Consider the following 20,189-nt stretch of genomic DNA (forward strand, 5'->3'; position numbering starts at 1 on the left):
AAGCTTTAGTGGTTATACAGCATCATACGCACGAGCTTGTCTCTTTGATTGGGGAAAAGGATTATAAAAAAAATTCTTTCAATCGGGCATACCAAAACTATCGGCAGCCAGGGTCAGCCATTAACCCCACTCCTTGATTCTGCCCACTATATAGAAGAAACGGATGCTGACATCAATCACCCAGTTAGCGGAGCAAGCTATTGAGCAAAAACTATTGTCCAAAGAATTATAGCGGTGACAGCTATGCGTTGGACACACTAAGTACTGCCTTTGCTCAGTCCTATATCACACCCGCCATAAGGATGTATTGAACAATGAATAAGCACCGCCAATTACATATATGACAGATTCCCTTCTTACACTGTTCAGTGTTTTACCTTCCGAAGCCTTGGAAAGGAATAATAAAGACTGCTCCATATAGTATCGGAGATCAACTTCAATCCGGCAAAAACCATAAAAAATTTAGGAGCAATACGATCAGCAGATTTCTAAATAACATGAGCATTTGCATTTTCCCATAAATGGCAAAGGAGAGGCTGAATAGTAGGATTGAAATGATTGGAAAGTAGCTAAGTAAATAAGCGTTTTTCATGAATTCTCCATCCATGCATCCTTTTCCCTACATTATGCAAACTATTCCACTTTTTAACAAAGAATTCTCTACTAATTCACCCTTTAAAACTTTTAAATTAAAATTTTTCGGGACGATTTCCCCTCCTTTTCTACCTATATATAAAACTCCATTTTTAGTCGGCCTTCACTGTTCTTAAAGCCATGCAAACCCACATAAATTGCGTTATACTTTTAAGCGAGGCAAGTATTCGAATCAAAAATACATATTCAACGAAGGTTCTCTAACGTCTAAGATTGCGTAAAAAAAGCATAATAAGACGAATGACTTCGTTTTAAAAAGGGGGGGGGAGTTTATGTCTTTACTGCATTGGGCGGTATTATCACCGTTTCTATTTGCACTTATTGTACCAATATTATACAAACTATTCCGACAAATACATACAGGATGGTTTGTATTGATTTTACCGATTCTCCTTTTCACCTATTTTTCAAGGTTCATTTCCTTGACCAAACAAGGGGATATCATTACGGAAAGGGCTGCATGGATTCCTTCACTCGGAATTCATATTGATTTCTATGTAGATGGACTAGGACTTTTGTTCGCCTTGCTCATTACAGGGATAGGTTCACTTGTCGTTCTGTATTCGGTTTTCTATTTATCGAAAGAGAAAGAAAAGCTGAACCAATTTTACGTCTTCCTTTTGCTTTTCATGGGAGCGATGCTGGGCGTCGTCCTTTCCGATAATCTAATTGTCCTTTATTCATTTTGGGAATTCACGAGTTTATCATCTTTTCTATTAATAGGATATTGGAACGAAAGGGAGCGTTCACGTTATGGAGCGCAGAAATCCCTGCTGATCACCGTGCTTGGAGGCTTAAGCCTGCTTGGAGGAATCATTCTCCTTTCCATTATGGGAAACACATTCAGTATACGTGAATTGATAGCACAAACCGGGGAACTTATGGACCACTCGCTCTTCATTCCTGCACTTTTGCTTGTGCTGCTTGGCGCATTCACCAAATCAGCACAGTTCCCGTTCCATATCTGGCTTCCTGACGCGATGGAAGCTCCGACACCTGTCAGCGCTTACCTTCATTCCGCGACAATGGTCAAGGCCGGAATTTATCTGGTTGCTCGCTTAAGTCCTGTTTTTGCAGAATCCGGATTATGGTTCTGGCTCGTTTCGATTGCCGGATTGATTACCTTGTTCTGGGGCTCATTCTCTGCAATCAAGCAGACTGATTTAAAGGGGATTCTCGCTTTTTCCACCATCAGTCAGCTCGGATTGATCATGTCGCTTTTGGGACTTGGTGCGGCGGCTCTCCACTTTGATTCGTTAGGGGAAAATATATACTTGGCGGCCACGGTTGCAGCAGTATTCCACCTAATTAATCATGCGACCTTTAAAGGCAGCCTTTTCATGGTTGCAGGCATCATTGATCATGAAACCGGTACGCGTGATATCAGGAAGCTTGGCGGATTGATGCAGTTGATGCCGATTACTTTCACCGTCGCCGTCATAGGTGCTTTTTCAATGGCTGGCCTTCCGCCCTTCAATGGTTTTTTAAGTAAGGAAATGTTCCTGGCCAGCATGGTGAATGTATTGGAATTGAATATCTTCAATATGGAGACATGGGGCATACTGTTCCCTGTGATAGCATGGGTTGCCAGCGTATTCACTTTTATTTACAGCATGATCGTCGTGCTCAAGCCCTTTACAGGCAAACTTCAGTTACAACTATTGGACAAGAAGCCCCACGAGGCACCGATCGGGATGTTGATTTCCCCGGTCATCCTTGCTTCGTTGGTCATCATTTTCGGTATCTTTCCAAACTTGCTATCTTCATCGATCATTGAACCTGCGGTAGCTAGCATACAGCCAAGCTTGGCGGGTCCGGATTTCCAAGTCCATATCGCCTTCTGGCATGGATTCCAACCTGAATTTTGGATGACTGTCGGCATCATTGCATTTGGAATCATTTTATACAAAACGTTTCCGAGGTGGCAAAAGATCCACCAGTGGATGCCTGAACGTTTATCCCTGAATGCTCTTTATGATAACGGGATAAGGGGGCTGGAACGATCAGCATCCTCCGTCATGAAATTTTTAATGACAGGTTCGATTCGGACGTATTTGCTTTCCATATTCCTTTTCTTCATTCTTTCATTGGGCTTTACACTCTATTGGAAGGATGCCTTTAAATTGGATACAGGAAATTTTGCCCCGATCGGCTTATATGAATTGGTATTAGCGGCAATCATCGTGATTAGCTCGATCGCCATCTTGTTTGCAAGATCCCGTTTAACTTCCATTATCATTCTAGGAGCGGTCGGTTATACAATTTCCCTATTTTTCGTTTTGCTGCGGGCACCGGATTTAGCCTTGACTCAACTGGTCATCGAAACGATTTCGGTATCCCTGTTTTTGCTCTGTTTCTTCCACCTTCCGTTAATGGCAAGCAGAAAGGAAGAACGGATGACATTCAGGTTGAATAACGCCCTGATATCCATTGGTGTAGGAGTCATCGTGACACTGATTGCCTTATCGGCACATAGCAATAAACTATTTGATTCCATATCAAGTTACTATCTTGAAAATGCTTATAAGGAAGCAGGCGGGAAAAACGTCGTAAATGTCATTCTCGTTGACTTCCGCGGACTTGATACGATGTTTGAAATCAGTGTCCTTTCCATCGCTGCTCTCGGAATATTCGCGATGATCAAATTGCGTTTGACAGGGGGGAAAGATAAATCATGAAGCAAAATGACCTGATTCTCCAAACGGTTACGAAGGTAGCCGCCTTTGTTATCTTGCTTTTTGCGGTAGCCATCTTTTTAGGAGGGCATTATTCGCCAGGAGGCGGGTTTGTCGGCGGTTTAATGACTTCAGCTGCCATAGTCTTGCTGTTGCTCGCTTTCGACATTAAAACCGTCGCAGGCATCTTGCCGATTGACTATAAGCTAATGATTAGTTCAGGCTTGCTCATATCAAGCCTGACTGTTGCCGGCGGGTTACTTTTCGGGGTGCCGCTCATGACACATGTATATCATTATATCGATTTGCCTCTTCTTGGGCACATCTCGCTTCATACCGCGGTACTGTTTGATCTGGGTGTTTATCTTGTGGTTGTTGGTGTAACGATGACCATTATTCAAACGATAGGGGAGAGTGAATAATGGAACTTTTAATGGCCATTGTCATTGGAATACTATTTATGTGTGCGACCTATTTAATGCTTTCAAAAAGCATTTTAAGAATCATAATCGGTACTGGGCTGCTCAGTCACGGCGCCCACCTTTTGATTTTGACGATGGGTGGTCTGAAAGGCGATTCCGTTCCATTGCTAAGTGATAAAGTTGCATCCTATGTCGATCCGCTTCCGCAAGCGCTTATCTTGACTGCGATCGTCATTAGTTTCGGAGTCACATCATTTCTGCTGGTTCTAGCTTACCGGACCTACCAGGAACTCGGTACGGATGACATGGAAGAAATGAGAGGTACGGAAACAAATGAGTAATCTTACTTTCATGCCTGTTTTATGGCCGCTTTTCACAGCCATCTTTCTTATTTTCTTTTCAAAAAAAATCAAGCTGCAAAGAGGGATATCCCTTTTTTCCTCTCTTATAGGAATTGCGATTTCCCTTTATCTAGTGTTCTCGGTTCATACTCATGGGATCTTGACTCTCGGTGTCGGCAGCTGGGATGCGCCATTCGGGATCGTGATCGTCGCAGACATGCTTTCTTCGCTGCTGGTCCTGACCACGAATATCATTGGATTTGCCATACTGCTTTACTCGTTTTACTCCATAGGTGAAGAACGTGAAAGACACTATTATTATCCTGTATTTCAATTCTTGCTGATTGGTGTTAACGGTGCTTTCCTTACGGGGGATCTTTTCAATCTATTCGTCTTCTTCGAAGTCATGCTGATGGCTTCTTACGTGCTGCTTGTACTGGGGGGGACGAAAATCCAACTGAGGGAATCATTGAAGTATATCATCGTCAATGTGCTTTCCTCTTCCTTTTTCGTCATCATGGTGGCGTACCTTTATTCAGTTCTAGGTACATTGAACATGGCGGACATCAGCCAAAGGATAGCGGGAGTAAACCAACCTGGAATCATCTCGGTGATAGCAATTGGCTTCTTGATCGTATTCGGTTTGAAGGGAGCCATTTTCCCGCTATTCCAATGGCTCCCTGGGTCCTATTATGCTCCACCAATCCCGGTGATGGCACTATTCGGGGCATTGCTGACAAAGGTCGGGATATATTCCATTTTCAGGACCTATACACTCATGTTTTACCATGACCAGGATTTCACCCATACTTTCCTTGCGATACTTGCGATCTTGACCATCATCATCGGTGTCATTGGTGCGATAGCCTATTGGGATGTTAAAAAAATCATCATTTACAATATCATCATCGCCGTCGGGGTTATCATTTTCGGCATCTCCGTCATGAATGAACAGGCCTTATCGGGCTCCATCCTATATATCATTCATGACATGCTAATCAAGGCTGCGCTCTTCCTGCTGGTTGGCATCATGATCAAAATCAGCGGATCGGATGATTTACGGGATATGGGCGGCCTGATCAAGCGATACCCGGCCCTTGCATGGACTTTCTTCATAGCTGCCATATCATTGGCGGGAATCCCGCCGTTCAGCGGTTTTGCCGGTAAGCTTTTGATTCTTCAGGGGGCTGCAGAAAAAGGGGCCTACTTTGGAATGGCCGTTGTCTTACTTTCTAGCTTGATGGTTCTATATTCCGTTATGAAAATATTCATGAATGGCTTCTGGGGAACCCCAAAAGCTGATTATGCCTTAACTAATAATACGGTGAATAAAATGCTGGTTCCTGCCGTCCTCCTTGTTATCACTTCCGTTTTATTCGGAGTAGGAACAGAATCGATTTACCCATTCATTACACAAGCTGCAGAAACATTAATCAATCCCGATATTTATATTAAAGCGGTTTTAAAGGAGTAGTGCCTGATGTCATTCCAAATTTTACTGAATGTGTTCCTTGCGTTTATCTGGATGTTTTTGAAAAATGAGTTTAACGGGAGCACTTTTATCATCGGATATGTATTGGGGCTCGGCATCATGTTCGTCTTCCGTCATTTTTTCAATGACCGTTTTTACCTGAACAGGGTGAATGCCGTCGTTCAATTGCTGCTTATATTCGCAAGGGAACTCTTACTTTCCAACGTTAGCGTCCTTAAGGTCGTGCTTAAACCGAGCCTTGATATGAGACCTGGCATATTCGCATTCGAAACCGCGCTAACTAAGGATTGGGAAATTACGATACTATCGAATTTAATTACACTGACACCAGGAACACTTGTCGTTGAAGTATCGGAGGATAATCGGATTCTTTATATCCATGCGATGGATATTGCCGACAAAGAAGAAGCCGTGGACAGCATTAAAAATACATTTGAAAAGGCGATCATGGAGGTGAGCAAATAATGTTCGATCTTATACTTAAAATCGCGTTGCTCGGTGTTTCGCTTTCCATGATAGGATTCTTATACCGTTTAATCAAAGGGCCTTCTGTACCGGATCGGGTCGTCGCGCTCGATGCGATGGGAATAAATCTTATCGCAATCGTTGCACTTGTATCCATTGTCATGGATACAAGCGCTTATCTGGAAGCCATTCTTCTGCTCGGAATCCTATCTTTCATCGGAACGGTCGCTTTCGCCAAATTCCTTGAGAAAGGGGAGATTATCGAAAATGACCGCAATCGTTGAAATACTATCAGCCTTATTCCTTTTAATGGGGGTCTTTCTCTTTTTAGTCTCGGCTTTCGGAGTCATCCGTCTGCCCGACGTCTATACAAGAAATCACGCTGCCTCAAAAAGCTCGACACTTGGAATCATGTTCATCCTGATTGGCACCTTGTTATATTTTTATTATAAACATAGCCTTTTCGATTTCCGGGTCGTGCTCGCGATCATCTTTATCTTCATGACCAGCCCTGTTGCCGGGCATTTAATCAATCGCTCTGCTTACCATTCAGACGTTAAAATGTGGGATCGAAGTGTCCAGGATGATTTAAAGAAAACCCGGTGATTCCTGCCATTGCAAAAGAGCTGCTCCGATTATAGGAGCAGCTCTTTTCATGTATCAATCCTTTAAAAATACTTGGTCCCCTAAACTGATTTCGCCCGTACGAATGACCGAGGCATATACGCCAAAATGATTGTTCCTTTCCTTGACGACAGTTTTCAAGAGTGATGAATCTCTTTGGGAATCGCTTGGATTGACTGTTATGATCATACAACGCTCACAATGCCTTTTTATCTCCAATTCTACATCATTTCCAATCAGAATCCTTTTTCCGAACCATTGCTCTTCTAAAAAGGGTGTTTTGTCCACTAAAGATAGCACCAAATTTTGCCTGAATCTCCTGCCATCCACTTCTTTTCCCCAAAGCTTTTTCAATTCGCCAATCGAGGCATCACTGACAAGCAGGATGTTTTCTCCCTCAATCGCACCGAACGGGATATGTGCAGGCGGATAAACAACGGATGTTGCCTCCTGTTTCAACAACCGTTCCATTTCCTCCTTAAAGGCCTCTTCTCCCCAAGCCAGCACGTTTCCTGAAGGGGTCTTCACTTTTATTTCCGGATATTGTTCTAGGGTTTCCTCACCAGAAAAAACAGCTTGATAACGGACCATTTCAGGAACTTGGGTTATCGTTAGGAACTTCCCGTGCTTGTCTTTAAAGGCATGACTGCGATCTCCATATAGCCCATAGTCCATCACCTTCGTTTTCTGTACATGCTCACCAGTGAATGATTTTACAGGATGGCGGGTGATTTCTTGTATATGACCAACCAGCATAAAAAAACTCCTTTCAAACAATAGTCTACTGCCATATTATACTTAAACCGGACACTGTAAAATCATTACGTTACATTTCAAAGCGATAGTTCCCTGATTCACTTTGGTAAGTCGATAACGGCCAATGTACAGCGTGAAATGCAGATAAGACGATCCTCTTCATCACGGATTTTCACGTCCCATACCATCGTCGTCTTCCCGCGATGGATTATGTTCCCTTCTGCTGTAACCAAACCAGAACGGACGCTCCTTACATGGTTGGCATTGATTTCAAGACCGACGACAGCTTGTTTTGTCCTATCTACAAGCTGGATTCCGCCAAAACTCGCAACGGATTCCGCAAGGGCAACGGACGCCCCCCCATGCAATAATCCAAACGGCTGCCTAGTTCGTTCATCCACCGGCATCGTCGCAATGACTTTCCCATCACCGATTTCCTTCATTTCTATCCCAAGCGTGCCTATCAAAGAACTTTCAATATTTCTCTCCATTCCAATACCCCCAACTCTTATGTTTTTTTCTACAACGAAATGATTCATTAAATTCCGAAAAAATGAATAACCATTCATTATAGTATACATAAAAAGGATGACTCAAGTCTATTCAAGTCATCCCTCATTATGAGAATTCGATTATTTGGAGAGTATTTCTTTTAATTCAAACCAGCTTGTCAATCTTGGAATATCCAAATCCCTGTTATAGGAGTTATCCATTGCATACACTTTCGTTGGGATATCCAATAAAGTTTCAAGTACTGCCGGTTTATCATCAAAATAATAATCCAATTCCAATCTGCGAATCGTATCAATTTTTTCATGATCCTTCATGCCGCAGTAAAATTGGTCATCCTTAACGGGAAAGCCGTTTTCAATCAACCATTTTTTCGTCCGTTCACCATGCTCCGCTTTTCTGGCTGTGATGTAATAGACTTCATGGCCATCGCGTTCAAGCTCCTGCAGCGTTTCCACTGCTCCCTCGAAGGCTGGACAGGATGAATAATACACTTCCTCGGCAAGGCTGTTCCACATCTTGCCCCCAGCCTCTTTATCAAGCCCGAAAGCTTCATGGATCTCTAACGTCTTTAAAGCTCTGAATTTCGTTAACTCTATGTTCTTATTAAGCTTTTTATTATAAAGATGGAAAGCGAACTCCCTCAAATTAATAAGGGTATCGTCAATATCAAAACCGAATTTCATATCCTTCACTCCTATTCAAACATTAGCGGCAAACTGTGCTGCGAAGGAAATTTCCTTGTTCACCTGCATGGCCTGTAATCTTTCAATTTCGGCTTTTCTTTCCGGTTCAGCGATTTTAAGTCCAAGGAAGCCAGTATCCTCCCACATGATGCATCCTTTAATAAGATCCGCTAATATATCGGCATCTTTCATGGCACAATTGAGTCCAAACGCACCTGTAGGCGTCATCGTATGGGCTGCATCACCCAATAAAGCAACGCCATCCTTTGTCCACGTTTCACAATAGCTGCTGTAAACATCCAATAAAATGAAGTCATTCCAAGAGCGGATATTTTCACACACAACCTTTTTTAGTTCAGGAAAGGCGATAAGCAAATCTTCAATGAATGGCTCAAAGGGCTGTTTTCGCAAATGGAGAAATGAACCATGTTCTATATTCCATCCAATTTGGATGAAACCTCCAGCCTGGGTGAAGAGGGCAACCTGGGAGTCATTGACCAATGCCATCTTGATCGAGGGCTTCCACCCCTCTGGAGCGGGAATTTTTGCCCACAGTAAATCATAGCCATGATTTTTAATAACTACTGGTATCCCCGCTTTTTTTCGAACCATGGAAAATCTGCCGTCCGCTCCGATTATCAATGAACTATGCACTTCCAGGTCATTTCCATCCTTTCGGGCCTTAACACCCGAAAACCGGCCCATTTCATTCTGAATCAAGTCCGTAACCCTCGTATTCATCATCAATTGAAAAGAGTCCAGCTTTTCAGCTTCATTCAATATAGCAGTAAGCAGATGATTCTGAGGGACATGTATCCCAACATGATCTACCGGCAATTTTGGGAAAATCCTTTTAAATATTTGGCCGTCATGCCAATATTCAATTTGTTCCATCCTAAGCAAGCCAAGCCTTTCCACACTCTCGAATAAACCGTGCTTTTTCAGAATGCCTTCTCCTTCTTCGTTCAGGAATTCGCCCCTGAACTCCCGTGCAACTTCAGAATGCCTCTCGAGCAGGACGACTGAAATGTCCTGTTTGGCCAATAGATAGGCTAGCAGCGCTCCTCCAGGTCCCGATCCGACTATGCATACATCTGACTTAACCATCATGCCTATCACCTGTTGTCTATTTTAATTTAGGATAAGCCGTGATGCGTATGTCCTCTCCAAACGTGTCCACGCCAGAGAAGGAAACATCCATCGCTTCATCCATCGTATCTACATTCATTCCACTATACGGTGTTAGTGAGTTTCGTCCGCCCAATAGTTTAGGAGCTATATAAATCAAGTATTTATCGATGAGCCCTGCCCTTAGGAAAGAGGCATTCACTTCGCTTCCACCTTCCAGCAAGACATCCGTAATCCCCTTTTTATACAGCTCTTCCATCAAGGTCCTTAAATTCAGGCCCGAATCGTTTTTGGGGACGAAAATGAATTCGATCCCTTTTTCACGTAGAGCTGCCATTTTATCGGCAGGTGCATGATCCTGCGTTACGATCATGGTCCTCGCATCTGATACCTGGACAACATTGGCTTCCATTGGAACACGTAATTCACTGTCTAAAATGATTCGGATCGGATTTTTCCCTCCGCCCTCCGGAAGTCTGGTCGTAAGTGATGGATCATCGGCCAATACAGTCCCGATTCCAACGAGAATGGCATCGACCTCATCCCGGAGCAAATGAACGGAATGACGGGATTCTTCTCCTGTTATCCATTTTGAATGGCCTGTGTGTGTTGCAAGTTTTCCATCGAGTGTCATCGCATACTTTGAAATGACAAATGGACGGCTCGTCAGCATATTGTGAATAAAACGCTCATTCAGTCTTTGAGCTTCCTTCTCCAGGACGCCAACTTCCACTTCAATGCCTGCATCCTTTATGATCGATATACCTCTGCCCGCAACTTCCGGATTCGGATCTTGCGTAGCCACTACAACCCGCCGTACACCTGATTCTTTCACTAAATTTGCACAAGGAGGGGTTTTTCCATAATGGGAACACGGCTCAAGAGTCACGTATAGCGTTGCCCCTTCTGCATACTCACCCGCCATTTTGAAAGCATGTACCTCTGCATGCGGTTCACCCGCTTTACGGTGGATTCCTGTCCCGGCTATCACACCGTCTTTAACTATGACTGCACCGACAACTGGATTTGGATTCGTCTTTCCTTTAGCACTTGCCGCCAAATCCAGTGCCAGCTTCATGTAATATTGATCATCATTCATGCGTTTAGCTCTCCTTATACAATCAAAGTTGGCTTCTTGTGTGGTATGTGTCCAGACTTCTTAACCTTTGTATCCAGATAGAAACTATTATCTTCCGTCAAACCGCCCCAAAGCGGGATATGGTCCTTTGCCGCTAGTCCATGCTTCATAAGTGCGTCCAACTTTTTAGGGTTATTCGTAATTAAAGTGACCGGATCCTCACGCAGTTCCTTCAGCACTCGAATGGCTCCCTCGTAAGACCGCGTATCGTCTTCGAATCCTAAAGCCTGATTCGCCTCGACCGTGTCATAACCTTCCTGCTGAAGTAAATATGCAAGAGATTTGGAAAAAAGGCCGATCCCTCTTCCTTCATGGTCCGCAAGGTAAAAAATGGCCCCGCACCCATGCTCGACTATCATCTTCATCGATTGATGGAGCTGGTAGCCGCAATCACAGCGTTTACTGCCAAAGATATCACCTGTATGACAGATGCTATGCATCCGGACCAGTGCATCATCCGACTTTTTAAAATCCCCATACACCAACACGGACGATTGCTGGCCAAAAGCAAGGTTGGCTTCCGAAAGCGAATCAAGCACCGCTTCCTTGTCATTATCCTCGCCATCGAGCTGGAGCCATGTATACCATTGAAAAACCGTTGAGAATTCTCCTTGTTCAATAGGTAGGTTCACAGGCCCCACTAGGCATATATCAGCCTTTCCCGGGGTTTTAAGAATATTCATTTTATCTATTAAAAGGTCTTTTGTTTGCTGGGTTATTTTCATGTTAACATCACCTATTTTATAATTTTATAGTGTGTCTTCTGCTTACTTTAGGTAAGTAAGTATATTACTATACACTATACCTGTCAATGAAGCAGTTTACAAATAATAGTGTGTCTTTCTTCATAAATTCAAGAAGATTTTTTTTCGGAAAAGGGTTATCCATAATCCGTAATCATAACGGCTGGCCTTTATACATATTTTAACGTATAAAGAAAACGTGTCTATAGACAGACTTTAGGAAAGGAAGGAAACCTTTTGGAGGATTTCCCTTATTTTTTATATGACCCTGGCCTATTTCCGCTTCCCGTAGGGTCAGTGAACATGAATCGGGAACTGGAAGGAACATTGCGTCCATACTTGGCAACCAATCCAGATCTGTTAGTTAAATCGGCAAAGTCATCGCAAGCTTTATTGCTTGATGTAAAAAAAGTCATGGATACATTAGCCACATCCAAGCCTTTCTCAAACAGGTTGATGACTGCCGCCCAAGCATCGAATAAGAGTTTAGTGGTTGATATGATCCGAAAGATAGGGATTAAAAACGAACCTGATATCAAGTATAACCCTGATGGGATCCGTTTTGATTTCTATCCCAAAACAGGGGATGAAAATTGTCATATCATCATCAGCTTGAAATGGAGGGATATATAACGTCCAACACCTTTTTTGTAAAAAAAACGAAGCCTATTTTCGGCTTCGGATCCTTTTTGGTTCATTTTGTTTTCGATTCAAAGGTTTCAACAAATAGTGCAAGCGTTCGTACCATCACACCTGTCGCCCCCGCCGTGCACAATTCGGAACTGCTCGAGGTTGTGGATGTTCCGGCAATATCCAGATGGACCCACGGAGTGTCTTCGGCAAATTCGCCTATGAAGGCTCCACCCATGATGGCATGTCCTGCCCCGCCAGGTGAATTATTTAAATCCGCTATTTTACTATTGCGTACCCGCTCTTTGTCCTTTTCTGTAATAGGCAATCTCCACATAGGCTCCCCGGCCTCCTCTGAGGCTTTAACCACTTGTTCATAGAATTCTGCGTCATTGGTCATTGAACCCGTCATATCCATGCCCAAGGCCGTTATAACACCCCCCGTTAAAGTAGCAACGTCAATAAGGTAGTCGGCACCATGATGTTTAGCGTAAGTTATGGCATCCGCCAAAACGAGCCGGCCTTCCGCATCCGTATTCAATATCTCTATCGTCTTGCCGCTCATGGCAGTGATCACATCATCCGGCTTGAGTGCTTCACCGCTGATCATGTTATCAGTGGATGGAATGACAGCCACGACATTTTGATCCGGCCCTAATTCGCCGATAATTTCCATTGCACCTAAAACAGCTGCGGCACCGCCCATATCCGTCTTCATTCCAACGATTCCGGCCTTCGTTTTCAATGAGTATCCACCGGTATCGAATGTGATGCCTTTACCAACCAACCCGATAACATCTTTCCATTCATCTTTACCTTGGTACTTCAGGACGATCATTTTCGGAGGTTCAACGGACCCTTGATTGACAGCAAGAAGGGCTCCCATTCCCAATTTGAGCATATCCTCCTTCTCCAGGATTTCCACTTCAAAGCCATAACGTTCACCCAAAGCAGATGAATAATCCGCCATATCCGTGGAAGTCAACAAATTGCCTGGTGTGTTAACCAATGTTCTTGCAGAGTTCGTCGCCCTTCCGAAGACTTTCCCTACATGAAGTGCGGCCCCGACCTCTTCTTTATCCGATTCACTGTAAACCGTAATCGATTCAATGCTTTTTTCGACCTGGTTCGATTTTTGCTTGTATCCGTCAAACTTATAGGAAGCAAGTTCAAAAGCCTCGGAACAAGCATGCGCTGCGTCCAATGCATCCAGGTTTTCGGTCGTGAATGTATCCAAAGCAATCGATAGCGTCGCAAGCCTGGATTCTTTAATCGTTTTACGCGCTTTTCCAAACGCTTCGCGCAGCGTTTCAAAGGATAGCTCCTTTTCCTTGCCCAATCCTACAAAAATCAATCTCTTTATGCCTAATTTACCTAATGTATGTATTTTAACTACTGATTTTTTCTTGGAAGGGATTTCTCCCGCTTTCACTAACTCGGTTAGGTGACCATCTAATCGTTCATCTGCCTCTTTCCCTATGCCTGTGAATTTTACAGGTCTGTCAAATACGCCTAGAATCAGGCATTCGTCAATCAAATCTATATTCAAGGAATCTTTTACTGTGAACATTCTGCTACCTCCTCCATTCGATTACCTTCATTATAACGAAATCTTTCGAAATTTTCGAATAAGGCCCATGAAAATAATATTAACAAGGGATATTGTTTAGAATGTGCCACTTTAGAGTAATAGTATAAGGAAGATCATATTTAATACTAATAACCAGCAGGGAATCGACAGGACTGAATGGAACTAATAATAAGGGCCTTGTACCGAGCAGGATTTCTTATTTACCCATATATGGATTTCATCGTTACTTATAACTAGAAAGAAGGCTGATACTCTTGGAATTATTTCTCAACTTCCCTTTAATCGCAGCATTGATTGCCATTTTCTTTGCTCAATTCATTAAAGTGCCCATCCACTTCATAGCTTTTCGTAAAGTTAACTGGTCACTTCTTAACTCCACAGGCGGTATGCCAAGTTCCCACTCTGCGGCCGTGTCAGCTTTAACCGTAGCAGTAGGGATTGAGACCGGAATGGATTCTCCTGTATTTGCCGTTGCAGCGATCTTTGCCGTCATCACGATGTTCGATGCGACAGGAGTAAGACGGCAGGCAGGAGAACAGGCAGCCGTCTTGAACCAGCTCGTCACGGACTTCAATACATTAGTCGAGCAAGCAAAAAACTGGCAGAAAAAAGCGGATAAACAGAAACAGCAACAATTAAAGGAACTGTTGGGCCATAAGCCAATCGAGGTATTTTTCGGAGCCTTGACCGGAGTATTCATTGCACTAGCACTTCACTTTTTCATCTTTCAAGGGTAGGTGGTCAATTTGAAAATAATCTCTCTTTGCCCCAGCAATACGGAACTCTGCACATATCTAGGGATAGAAGATCAGCTGATCGCTATCGATGACTACTCTGATTGGCCTGAAACCATACAGCACCTTCCTAGAGTGGGGCCGGATTTATCGATTGATATCGATCATGTAGAATCACTGAAACCCGATTTGGTGCTGGCTTCCCTTAGTGTACCGGGTATGGAAAAAAATATTGAAGGATTAAAAGAACGGAACCTCCCTCACATCATCTTCAATCCGCAATCACTTGAAGATATCGCAAAGGATTTGCTGACCTTGGGCGGGGCCATGGATCTTAATGATAAAGCAGAGGAGCAGGCAGCAAAATTCCGGGATGCCATCCTTCAATATAAAAATGTCGCCGACAAAATCGAAACAAAGCCGTCCCTATATTGGGAATGGTGGCCAAATCCCTTATTCAGCCCTGGGGGAGTTAACTGGTTATCCGAGATCAGCCTTCTTGCGGGAGGATATAATCTATTCGAAGATGTGGAAATGGCAAGCATTCAAGTCACGTCCGAGGAGGTTCAGAAAAAGGATCCCGACCATATTTGCTTAGCTTGGGTCGGTGTCCCATTACGAAAAGTCAACCCGGCGCTTGTCAAGAAACGGCAAGGTTGGGCCGATATGAAGGCAGTCCGGGCTAATAATATCCACATTATGGAAGAACCCTTATTCTGCCGGCCTTCCCCCCGTTTACTGGATGGGCTGTCAAAATTGGCAAAGACTCTGCATCCTGAGGAGTACAAAGGCATGGCTTAAGGGCGTTTCGAATGAACAAAAAAGCTGCCCCAATTGTGGCAGCTTTTTTAACTCCATCATTTCATTAAAAAGCAAAGGAAGATACATTCTCGTTCAATGTTTTTCCGGCGATTTTAGGCTTGAATACTTGCCTGATCTTGGTTTCATTCAACTTGTTTAGCTGTTCTTCAGATAACTCGCCGTTCCCTTTTTGCACAACATATACTTCAAGGGTTTTCTTTCCCCACTTCTCGTACACATCTTGTACGGTGTCATAGTATAGATCCAGATGGTTTCCTTTGATTGCCCCGCCCTTGTCCGCTACAACCCCATATCCATAGCCCGGAATCCAAAGGATGGTTCCGAGGGGGAATACGGCAAGATCAGCGGCAATGGTTGAAAACAGATCCCGTTTCACCTTCACACCTGAATAAGTGATTCCATAAGATGGGCTCTCCGGGTACTTTCCCGTTGATTCATACCCTGCTGTATATCCTGTAGCCAAAACTTCATGCTTCGGATATTTCAAGAGCTCGATTGCCTCCAATATCGTCGTAGGACCACCATTGCCCGTGGATGCGGATGACATTAGCGTTGCCACTTGACCTCCACTATGGATCGCTTTATATTCGAGACCAAGCATTCGATGTTGTCTCATTGCCCCTTCAAAAGGATGATCTTCAGGCATAGCCCCAAAAACATGATTTAAGGTTGAATCGATGGCCAAGATAAATAATATGATAATAGCAACCCTCAAAAATAATGCCTTTACAATCTTCATATGTATTAATTCCACTCCTCTCACAAGGATATTTGTTCCCTTTCCAGAGTGAAAGTATTCATAAAGCATGAAAAGATCCAATTTTTCTTACAAAAAAAGGACCGTCCATAAATGACGGCCCTTCCCATTATCAAAACATTTGATATCCTTTATTCCTTAGAATCCTGATGACCACACCAGCTAAAACCGCGCCAAGCAGCCCGCTTGATAAAATAATGATGTCTGCCGTATGCAGGGCTGTAAGGTTCGTTCCAAGATTAGAAAAAGATATTCCCGGATTTCTAAAATATTCTATTAGCTTTGTTTCATTGACAATGATGATGAAGACGATTGGAAATAAGATGACCATGATCCAAGAAGAACGAAAGAGCATATTCAGCAAAAAGCCAATTCCGAAAAACAATATGAAAAATAAGAGTATTGAGATAATTAAAACAGGCAATGGCATGTTATTCTTGACCCTCCTTAAAAGCGACACCTTTAGTTTACTGAAAAAATAATTGCTACGTCAACGACTTAATGCCAAATAATACCGAAGAAAAGATAATTACCCAAATCACATGAATAATTTATATGATGTATAGCCAAAATGATTTCCCGGGTTCAACCCATCAAGCATCGTCTGCACTCTTTCCTTTTTAAAAGCTAAAAGCTGTTCCAATAATAACGATTGCTTCCCCTCTTGTATGAGTAAATCAGGGTCATAAAATTTAGCCTCATATAACTCATCCAGTTGAGCGGTGACTTCAAAACTGATCGGTTTAAGTAAAAATACCAACATATTATCACTTATATCCCCTTTGATGACTCCGCTTCTAACTCCAACAATGCCTTCGATTTCTGTATGAATGCCCGTCTCCTCCAACACTTCCCTTACGACAGCTTCATCAACGGTTTCATCATTTTTGACAAAACCTGCCGGAAGCGACCACTGCCCTTTCAATCCGCCATACCTTTTGTTCACGACCAGCCACTCGCCTTTAGCAGATATCACAAGGCCGGACACTGCCAACCAAACATTTTTGCATCGTTCCACCAAAGTCCACTTCCCCTACATTCATTATAAGTTATGTAAACTCCAAACCGCTAGAGTACATACGTAATGCCAATGCGGTCAAAGGGGAGGATTATTTATTCTAGTGCTTCGTCATCCTTACCCCCATTATATTCCACATATGATAGGTGCATACTCCCCGTCCCCGCTTCATGGCACGCTCATCGATAGATGCCATTGAAAAGGCCATTCAGGGACAATCCCCAAATGGCCATCACTTATATATCGAAAAAATCAAAGGACGTTGAATTTACCTTTCTTAGCAACCAAGGAAGCTCCGCCAATCATTAGCAATGCTCTGTTATCAACCATTTTCTTCATGAATGATGCAGTCTTGCCTGTAACTTTCTTGCCGAATACAACTCCAATCGCATTGTCATCACCAAGTGAACATACCGTTCCTTTGTTTTCGAAAGTGAACGTTTCAAGGTCACTTTCGTTACGAACCAATTTAGTCAGGTTCTTCGCAATGACTTCACCTTGTTGCATGGCGATTTGTGCAGTAGGCGGGTATGGGCGATTAATTTCTTCGTTGATGATCAACGCGCAATCCCCTACGATGAAAATATCGTCATGACCCGGTGCACGCATGTCAAGGTTCACTTTAATACGTCCGCGCATTGCTTCAAAACCTGATGCTTCAATCACTGAATTACCACGCACGCCAGCTGCCCATACAACGGTCCCCGCCTTGATTTCTTCCACTTCATCTTCGCCTCTTGCGACGATGATACCTTCAGGAGTTGCCCCCTTGATCGGTGTACCGATTTTGAATTCCACACCTTTTTTCTCAAGGTAAGAAACTGCATAATCCACTAATTCCGGATCGAAGCCAGGGAGGACGGCTGGTGCTGCCTCTACACAGTACATACGAACCTTTTGGAAATCGATGTCGTATTCTTTACAAAGTTCAGGGACACGGTTAGCTAATTCTCCAAGGAATTCGATACCCGTAAAACCTGCTCCGCCAACAACGATCGTCAAGCGGTCTTCATTTTTCTCGACCTCAGAACTGTACGTAGCAAATTGCAATTGGATATGATCACGGATTTCACGTGCAGTGTTCACGTTAGAGATAGAGAAAGCATATTCTTTTAGTCCTTGGATCCCGAATGTTTCCGATTCCGGTCCAAGTCCAATCACTAGGTAATCATAAGAAATTTCGCTTTTTTCAAGGATGACTTTTTTGTCTTCTGTTTTCACTTCCAAAACAGAATCTTGGATGAATTTAACTTTGCTGCCGTTAATGACACTTTTGATTGGATAGCGCACACGATCATGATGAAGCGTACCAGCAGATGCTTCATGCAGCCATGTTGTTTCATAGTGGTAATCATTTTTGTTAACTAATACGATTTCAGCTTCATTTTGACCTAATGCCTTCTGTAAGCGAGTAACAGTCATCAGTCCACCATAACCTGCTCCTAAAACAACGATAGTTGGCTTTTTCAAAAGTATTCGTCCACCTTTACGATATTTTCTTGTGATGCTTTCCATAACTAAAATCTATTGTCTATCTTTTTAATTTCCATTATAAAAAGCACTCTTATACATTTGTGACGTATTTCACGTAATACTTCGAAATTGTCATAAAAAATTCACTAAATGATGTCTAAGTAAATTTTAGTCTTTTTCCATACCTTTTTCAAGTAACAAACCGAACTTTTTCGCGTGAAAATAAAGCTGAAAAACGATGCTTTTCACCCCGTGAAGGACCATATTCATACTATATGTTCAACCTTGGTAAAGAGTATTTTTACCCACTTATGAAAGGGGGTGAACAGTATTCATAATGTAACCGTCCCGTTATAGTCAAAACTTTCTCACTTTTCTAATCTTTCTCCGTTTTTTAAAAGATTATCTATGTTAAAATAAGAGAATAAATTTCAGCAAACCTAGTATATCGGAGGGATAAAGTTGGAAGTTAACGAAAAAGTTTATGACATCACCATCATTGGCGGAGGCCCAGTTGGATTATTTACTGCGTTTTATGGCGGCATGAGGCAGGCATCCGTAAAAATCATCGAGAGCCTACCGCAATTAGGCGGACAATTGTCGGCCCTTTATCCTGAGAAATACATCTATGATATCGCAGGTTTCCCCAAAGTGCGTGCTCAGGAGCTAGTGAATAATTTGAAAGAACAAATGGCAAAGTTTGAACAGACTGTTGTCTTGGAGCAAGCCGTTCAAGAAGTGGAAAGGCAAGCAGATGGAGTTTTCAAGTTAACGACGGATAAAGAAATCCATTATTCCAAGACCATTATCATCACAGCTGGAAATGGGGCTTTCCAACCCCGCCGCATCGAAATTGATGATGCAAAAAAATATGAAAGCAGCAACCTTCACTATTTCATCGATGACCTCAATCATTTTGCTGGCAAAAAAGTGGTGATCTTCGGAGGTGGGGATTCAGCAGTTGACTGGGCACTTATGCTGGAGCCGATCGCCGAGAAAGTGAGCATCATTCACAGAAGAGATAAATTCCGTGCCCACGAACATAGTGTAGAAAACCTTAAAAATTCAAAAGTTAATATAAAGACTCCTTACATACCTTCAGAGTTGATTGGTACAGACGGCCGGATCCATACAGTTGTCATCAAGAATACAAATGGTGAAGATACAGAGACGATGGAGGTAGATGCAGTCATCGTCAACTACGGCTTCGTTTCTTCTCTTGGCCCCATTAAGGAATGGGGACTTGATATCCAGAAGAACAGTATTTTGGTGAATTCAAGAATGGAAACGAATATTCCAGGAATTTATGCAGCCGGTGATATCGCAACATATGATGGCAAAGTCAAATTAATCGCAAGTGGTTTTGGCGAGGCCCCCACTGCTGTCAATCACGCCAAGCAATATATTGACCCAAAAGCAAAAGTCCAGCCCATGCACAGTTCTTCCATGTTTTAATAATATTACGCAAAAACCGGCTTTCTTAAAGCCGGTTTTTTTCTCCCTAATTCCATGATTGTGGATAACTGTTTT

At 42.9% G+C, this 20,189-nt stretch carries 23 protein-coding genes; 11 read left to right on the forward strand and 12 right to left on the reverse strand.

The window, feature by feature from the left end; all coding sequences use genetic code 11:
- Positions 1–285 precede the first annotated feature (285 nt).
- Positions 286–417, reverse strand: coding sequence for a DUF5366 family protein (locus ACFX4L_RS00215; protein WP_377380649.1), 132 nt, complete (start codon positions 415–417; stop codon positions 286–288).
- A gap of 509 nt (positions 418–926) precedes the next feature.
- On the opposite strand from ACFX4L_RS00215, the gene ACFX4L_RS00220 reads away from it, so the two are divergent.
- The 7 genes from ACFX4L_RS00220 to mnhG are packed head-to-tail and all read left to right on the forward strand — an operon-like array spanning position 927 to position 6,655.
- Positions 927–3,332 carry a Na+/H+ antiporter subunit A gene (locus ACFX4L_RS00220; RefSeq protein WP_377380651.1) on the forward strand — a complete coding sequence of 802 codons (2,406 nt, stop codon included), beginning with the start codon at positions 927–929 and terminating at the stop codon, positions 3,330–3,332.
- Positions 3,329–3,751: a Na(+)/H(+) antiporter subunit B gene (locus tag ACFX4L_RS00225; RefSeq protein WP_377403485.1), complete on the forward strand. Its 423-nt coding sequence runs from the start codon at positions 3,329–3,331 to the stop codon at positions 3,749–3,751. Before ACFX4L_RS00220 ends, ACFX4L_RS00225 begins: the two co-directional genes overlap by 4 nt.
- On the forward strand, positions 3,751–4,092 hold the full coding sequence (locus ACFX4L_RS00230) for a Na(+)/H(+) antiporter subunit C (protein WP_061465440.1): 342 nt from the start codon (positions 3,751–3,753) through the stop codon (positions 4,090–4,092). The genes ACFX4L_RS00225 and ACFX4L_RS00230 overlap by 1 nt, the downstream gene beginning before the upstream one ends.
- Positions 4,085–5,566 (forward strand): Na+/H+ antiporter subunit D, encoded by a 1,482-nt coding sequence (locus ACFX4L_RS00235; RefSeq protein ID WP_377403493.1) that lies wholly within the window; start codon positions 4,085–4,087, stop codon positions 5,564–5,566. Before ACFX4L_RS00230 ends, ACFX4L_RS00235 begins: the two co-directional genes overlap by 8 nt.
- Before the next feature lie 6 nt (positions 5,567–5,572).
- Entirely contained in the window at positions 5,573–6,049 is a 477-nt protein-coding gene (locus ACFX4L_RS00240) for a Na+/H+ antiporter subunit E (RefSeq protein ID WP_284469345.1), read from the forward strand.
- The gene (locus tag ACFX4L_RS00245; RefSeq protein WP_061465443.1) at positions 6,049–6,333 is read left to right on the forward strand and encodes a Na(+)/H(+) antiporter subunit F1; all 285 of its coding nucleotides are present in this window, start codon (positions 6,049–6,051) and stop codon (positions 6,331–6,333) included. The genes ACFX4L_RS00240 and ACFX4L_RS00245 overlap by 1 nt, the downstream gene beginning before the upstream one ends.
- Positions 6,317–6,655, forward strand: a complete 339-nt coding sequence (gene mnhG, locus ACFX4L_RS00250; protein ID WP_284469344.1) for a monovalent cation/H(+) antiporter subunit G — start codon at positions 6,317–6,319, stop codon at positions 6,653–6,655. The genes ACFX4L_RS00245 and mnhG overlap by 17 nt, the downstream gene beginning before the upstream one ends.
- 54 nt (positions 6,656–6,709) lie before the next feature.
- Here mnhG and ACFX4L_RS00255 read toward each other — a convergent pair whose 3' ends face one another.
- The 6 genes from ACFX4L_RS00255 to ACFX4L_RS00280 all read right to left on the reverse strand — a co-directional run bounded on the left by ACFX4L_RS00255 (position 6,710) and on the right by ACFX4L_RS00280 (position 11,616).
- Entirely contained in the window at positions 6,710–7,429 is a 720-nt protein-coding gene (locus ACFX4L_RS00255; protein WP_377380662.1) for an MOSC domain-containing protein, read from the reverse strand.
- Positions 7,430–7,527: 98 nt separating this feature from the next.
- Positions 7,528–7,920, reverse strand: coding sequence for a hotdog fold thioesterase (locus tag ACFX4L_RS00260; protein ID WP_284469342.1), 393 nt, complete (start codon positions 7,918–7,920; stop codon positions 7,528–7,530).
- A 141-nt stretch (positions 7,921–8,061) separates the two neighbouring features.
- Positions 8,062–8,625: a 5' nucleotidase, NT5C type gene (locus tag ACFX4L_RS00265; protein ID WP_089361868.1), complete on the reverse strand. Its 564-nt coding sequence runs from the start codon at positions 8,623–8,625 to the stop codon at positions 8,062–8,064.
- Positions 8,626–8,640: 15 nt separating this feature from the next.
- Positions 8,641–9,735 (reverse strand): FAD-dependent monooxygenase, encoded by a 1,095-nt coding sequence (locus tag ACFX4L_RS00270; RefSeq protein WP_284469341.1) that lies wholly within the window; start codon positions 9,733–9,735, stop codon positions 8,641–8,643.
- Between the two features lie 16 nt (positions 9,736–9,751).
- Positions 9,752–10,852, reverse strand: coding sequence for a bifunctional diaminohydroxyphosphoribosylaminopyrimidine deaminase/5-amino-6-(5-phosphoribosylamino)uracil reductase RibD (gene ribD / locus ACFX4L_RS00275; protein ID WP_318682483.1), 1,101 nt, complete (start codon positions 10,850–10,852; stop codon positions 9,752–9,754).
- A 14-nt stretch (positions 10,853–10,866) separates the two neighbouring features.
- A complete protein-coding gene (locus ACFX4L_RS00280) occupies positions 10,867–11,616 on the reverse strand; it encodes a GTP cyclohydrolase II (protein WP_284469339.1) in 750 nt (249 codons plus the stop codon).
- Between the two features lie 321 nt (positions 11,617–11,937).
- Here ACFX4L_RS00280 and ACFX4L_RS00285 point away from each other — a divergent pair, with 321 nt between their 5' ends.
- Entirely contained in the window at positions 11,938–12,267 is a 330-nt protein-coding gene (locus ACFX4L_RS00285; RefSeq protein WP_141133612.1) for a YuzC family spore coat inner layer protein, read from the forward strand.
- A 61-nt stretch (positions 12,268–12,328) separates the two neighbouring features.
- Here the strand turns inward: ACFX4L_RS00285 and ACFX4L_RS00290 are convergent, their stop codons facing one another.
- Positions 12,329–13,834, reverse strand: coding sequence for a leucyl aminopeptidase (locus ACFX4L_RS00290; protein WP_377403496.1), 1,506 nt, complete (start codon positions 13,832–13,834; stop codon positions 12,329–12,331).
- Between the two features lie 275 nt (positions 13,835–14,109).
- Here ACFX4L_RS00290 and ACFX4L_RS00295 point away from each other — a divergent pair, with 275 nt between their 5' ends.
- Together ACFX4L_RS00295 and ACFX4L_RS00300 are read left to right on the forward strand one after the other, a co-directional pair.
- The gene (locus ACFX4L_RS00295) at positions 14,110–14,592 is read left to right on the forward strand and encodes a divergent PAP2 family protein (protein WP_061465453.1); all 483 of its coding nucleotides are present in this window, start codon (positions 14,110–14,112) and stop codon (positions 14,590–14,592) included.
- Positions 14,593–14,601: 9 nt separating this feature from the next.
- Positions 14,602–15,390: a cobalamin-binding protein gene (locus ACFX4L_RS00300; RefSeq protein ID WP_284469337.1), complete on the forward strand. Its 789-nt coding sequence runs from the start codon at positions 14,602–14,604 to the stop codon at positions 15,388–15,390.
- A 64-nt stretch (positions 15,391–15,454) separates the two neighbouring features.
- Here the strand turns inward: ACFX4L_RS00300 and ACFX4L_RS00305 are convergent, their stop codons facing one another.
- The 4 genes from ACFX4L_RS00305 to ACFX4L_RS00320 all read right to left on the reverse strand — a co-directional run bounded on the left by ACFX4L_RS00305 (position 15,455) and on the right by ACFX4L_RS00320 (position 18,656).
- Positions 15,455–16,150 carry a 3D domain-containing protein gene (locus tag ACFX4L_RS00305; RefSeq protein WP_061465455.1) on the reverse strand — a complete coding sequence of 232 codons (696 nt, stop codon included), beginning with the start codon at positions 16,148–16,150 and terminating at the stop codon, positions 15,455–15,457.
- A 130-nt stretch (positions 16,151–16,280) separates the two neighbouring features.
- Positions 16,281–16,598, reverse strand: a complete 318-nt coding sequence (locus ACFX4L_RS00310; RefSeq protein WP_061465457.1) for a YuiB family protein — start codon at positions 16,596–16,598, stop codon at positions 16,281–16,283.
- 108 nt (positions 16,599–16,706) lie between these two features.
- Entirely contained in the window at positions 16,707–17,189 is a 483-nt protein-coding gene (locus ACFX4L_RS00315) for an NUDIX domain-containing protein (RefSeq protein WP_375166192.1), read from the reverse strand.
- A gap of 249 nt (positions 17,190–17,438) precedes the next feature.
- A complete protein-coding gene (locus ACFX4L_RS00320) occupies positions 17,439–18,656 on the reverse strand; it encodes an NAD(P)/FAD-dependent oxidoreductase (protein WP_061465459.1) in 1,218 nt (405 codons plus the stop codon).
- A gap of 465 nt (positions 18,657–19,121) precedes the next feature.
- Here ACFX4L_RS00320 and ACFX4L_RS00325 point away from each other — a divergent pair, with 465 nt between their 5' ends.
- The gene (locus tag ACFX4L_RS00325) at positions 19,122–20,114 is read left to right on the forward strand and encodes an NAD(P)/FAD-dependent oxidoreductase (RefSeq protein ID WP_377403499.1); all 993 of its coding nucleotides are present in this window, start codon (positions 19,122–19,124) and stop codon (positions 20,112–20,114) included.
- Positions 20,115–20,189: the final 75 nt, after the last annotated feature.

It is taken from the genome of Peribacillus sp. YIM B13482 (genome assembly GCF_042787975.1).
Classification (GTDB): Bacteria; Bacillota; Bacilli; order Bacillales; family DSM-1321; genus Peribacillus; species Peribacillus simplex_A.

Coding starts and splice junctions, on each gene's coding strand:
- ACFX4L_RS00310 (WP_061465457.1), bottom strand. CDS start 16,598: ATGCCATTGCCTGTTTTAATTATCTCAATACTCTTATTTTTCATATTG.
- ACFX4L_RS00220 (WP_377380651.1), top strand. CDS start 927: ATGTCTTTACTGCATTGGGCGGTATTATCACCGTTTCTATTTGCACTT.
- ACFX4L_RS00240 (WP_284469345.1), top strand. CDS start 5,573: ATGTCATTCCAAATTTTACTGAATGTGTTCCTTGCGTTTATCTGGATG.
- ACFX4L_RS00280 (WP_284469339.1), bottom strand. CDS start 11,616: ATGAAAATAACCCAGCAAACAAAAGACCTTTTAATAGATAAAATGAAT.
- ACFX4L_RS00305 (WP_061465455.1), bottom strand. CDS start 16,150: ATGAAGATTGTAAAGGCATTATTTTTGAGGGTTGCTATTATCATATTA.
- ACFX4L_RS00260 (WP_284469342.1), bottom strand. CDS start 7,920: ATGGAGAGAAATATTGAAAGTTCTTTGATAGGCACGCTTGGGATAGAA.
- ACFX4L_RS00215 (WP_377380649.1), bottom strand. CDS start 417: ATGGAGCAGTCTTTATTATTCCTTTCCAAGGCTTCGGAAGGTAAAACA.
- ACFX4L_RS00265 (WP_089361868.1), bottom strand. CDS start 8,625: ATGAAATTCGGTTTTGATATTGACGATACCCTTATTAATTTGAGGGAG.
- ACFX4L_RS00255 (WP_377380662.1), bottom strand. CDS start 7,429: ATGCTGGTTGGTCATATACAAGAAATCACCCGCCATCCTGTAAAATCA.
- ACFX4L_RS00225 (WP_377403485.1), top strand. CDS start 3,329: ATGAAGCAAAATGACCTGATTCTCCAAACGGTTACGAAGGTAGCCGCC.
- ribD (WP_318682483.1), bottom strand. CDS start 10,852: ATGAATGATGATCAATATTACATGAAGCTGGCACTGGATTTGGCGGCA.
- ACFX4L_RS00270 (WP_284469341.1), bottom strand. CDS start 9,735: ATGATGGTTAAGTCAGATGTATGCATAGTCGGATCGGGACCTGGAGGA.
- ACFX4L_RS00235 (WP_377403493.1), top strand. CDS start 4,085: ATGAGTAATCTTACTTTCATGCCTGTTTTATGGCCGCTTTTCACAGCC.
- ACFX4L_RS00230 (WP_061465440.1), top strand. CDS start 3,751: ATGGAACTTTTAATGGCCATTGTCATTGGAATACTATTTATGTGTGCG.
- ACFX4L_RS00245 (WP_061465443.1), top strand. CDS start 6,049: ATGTTCGATCTTATACTTAAAATCGCGTTGCTCGGTGTTTCGCTTTCC.
- mnhG (WP_284469344.1), top strand. CDS start 6,317: ATGACCGCAATCGTTGAAATACTATCAGCCTTATTCCTTTTAATGGGG.
- ACFX4L_RS00285 (WP_141133612.1), top strand. CDS start 11,938: ATGAATCGGGAACTGGAAGGAACATTGCGTCCATACTTGGCAACCAAT.
- ACFX4L_RS00290 (WP_377403496.1), bottom strand. CDS start 13,834: ATGTTCACAGTAAAAGATTCCTTGAATATAGATTTGATTGACGAATGC.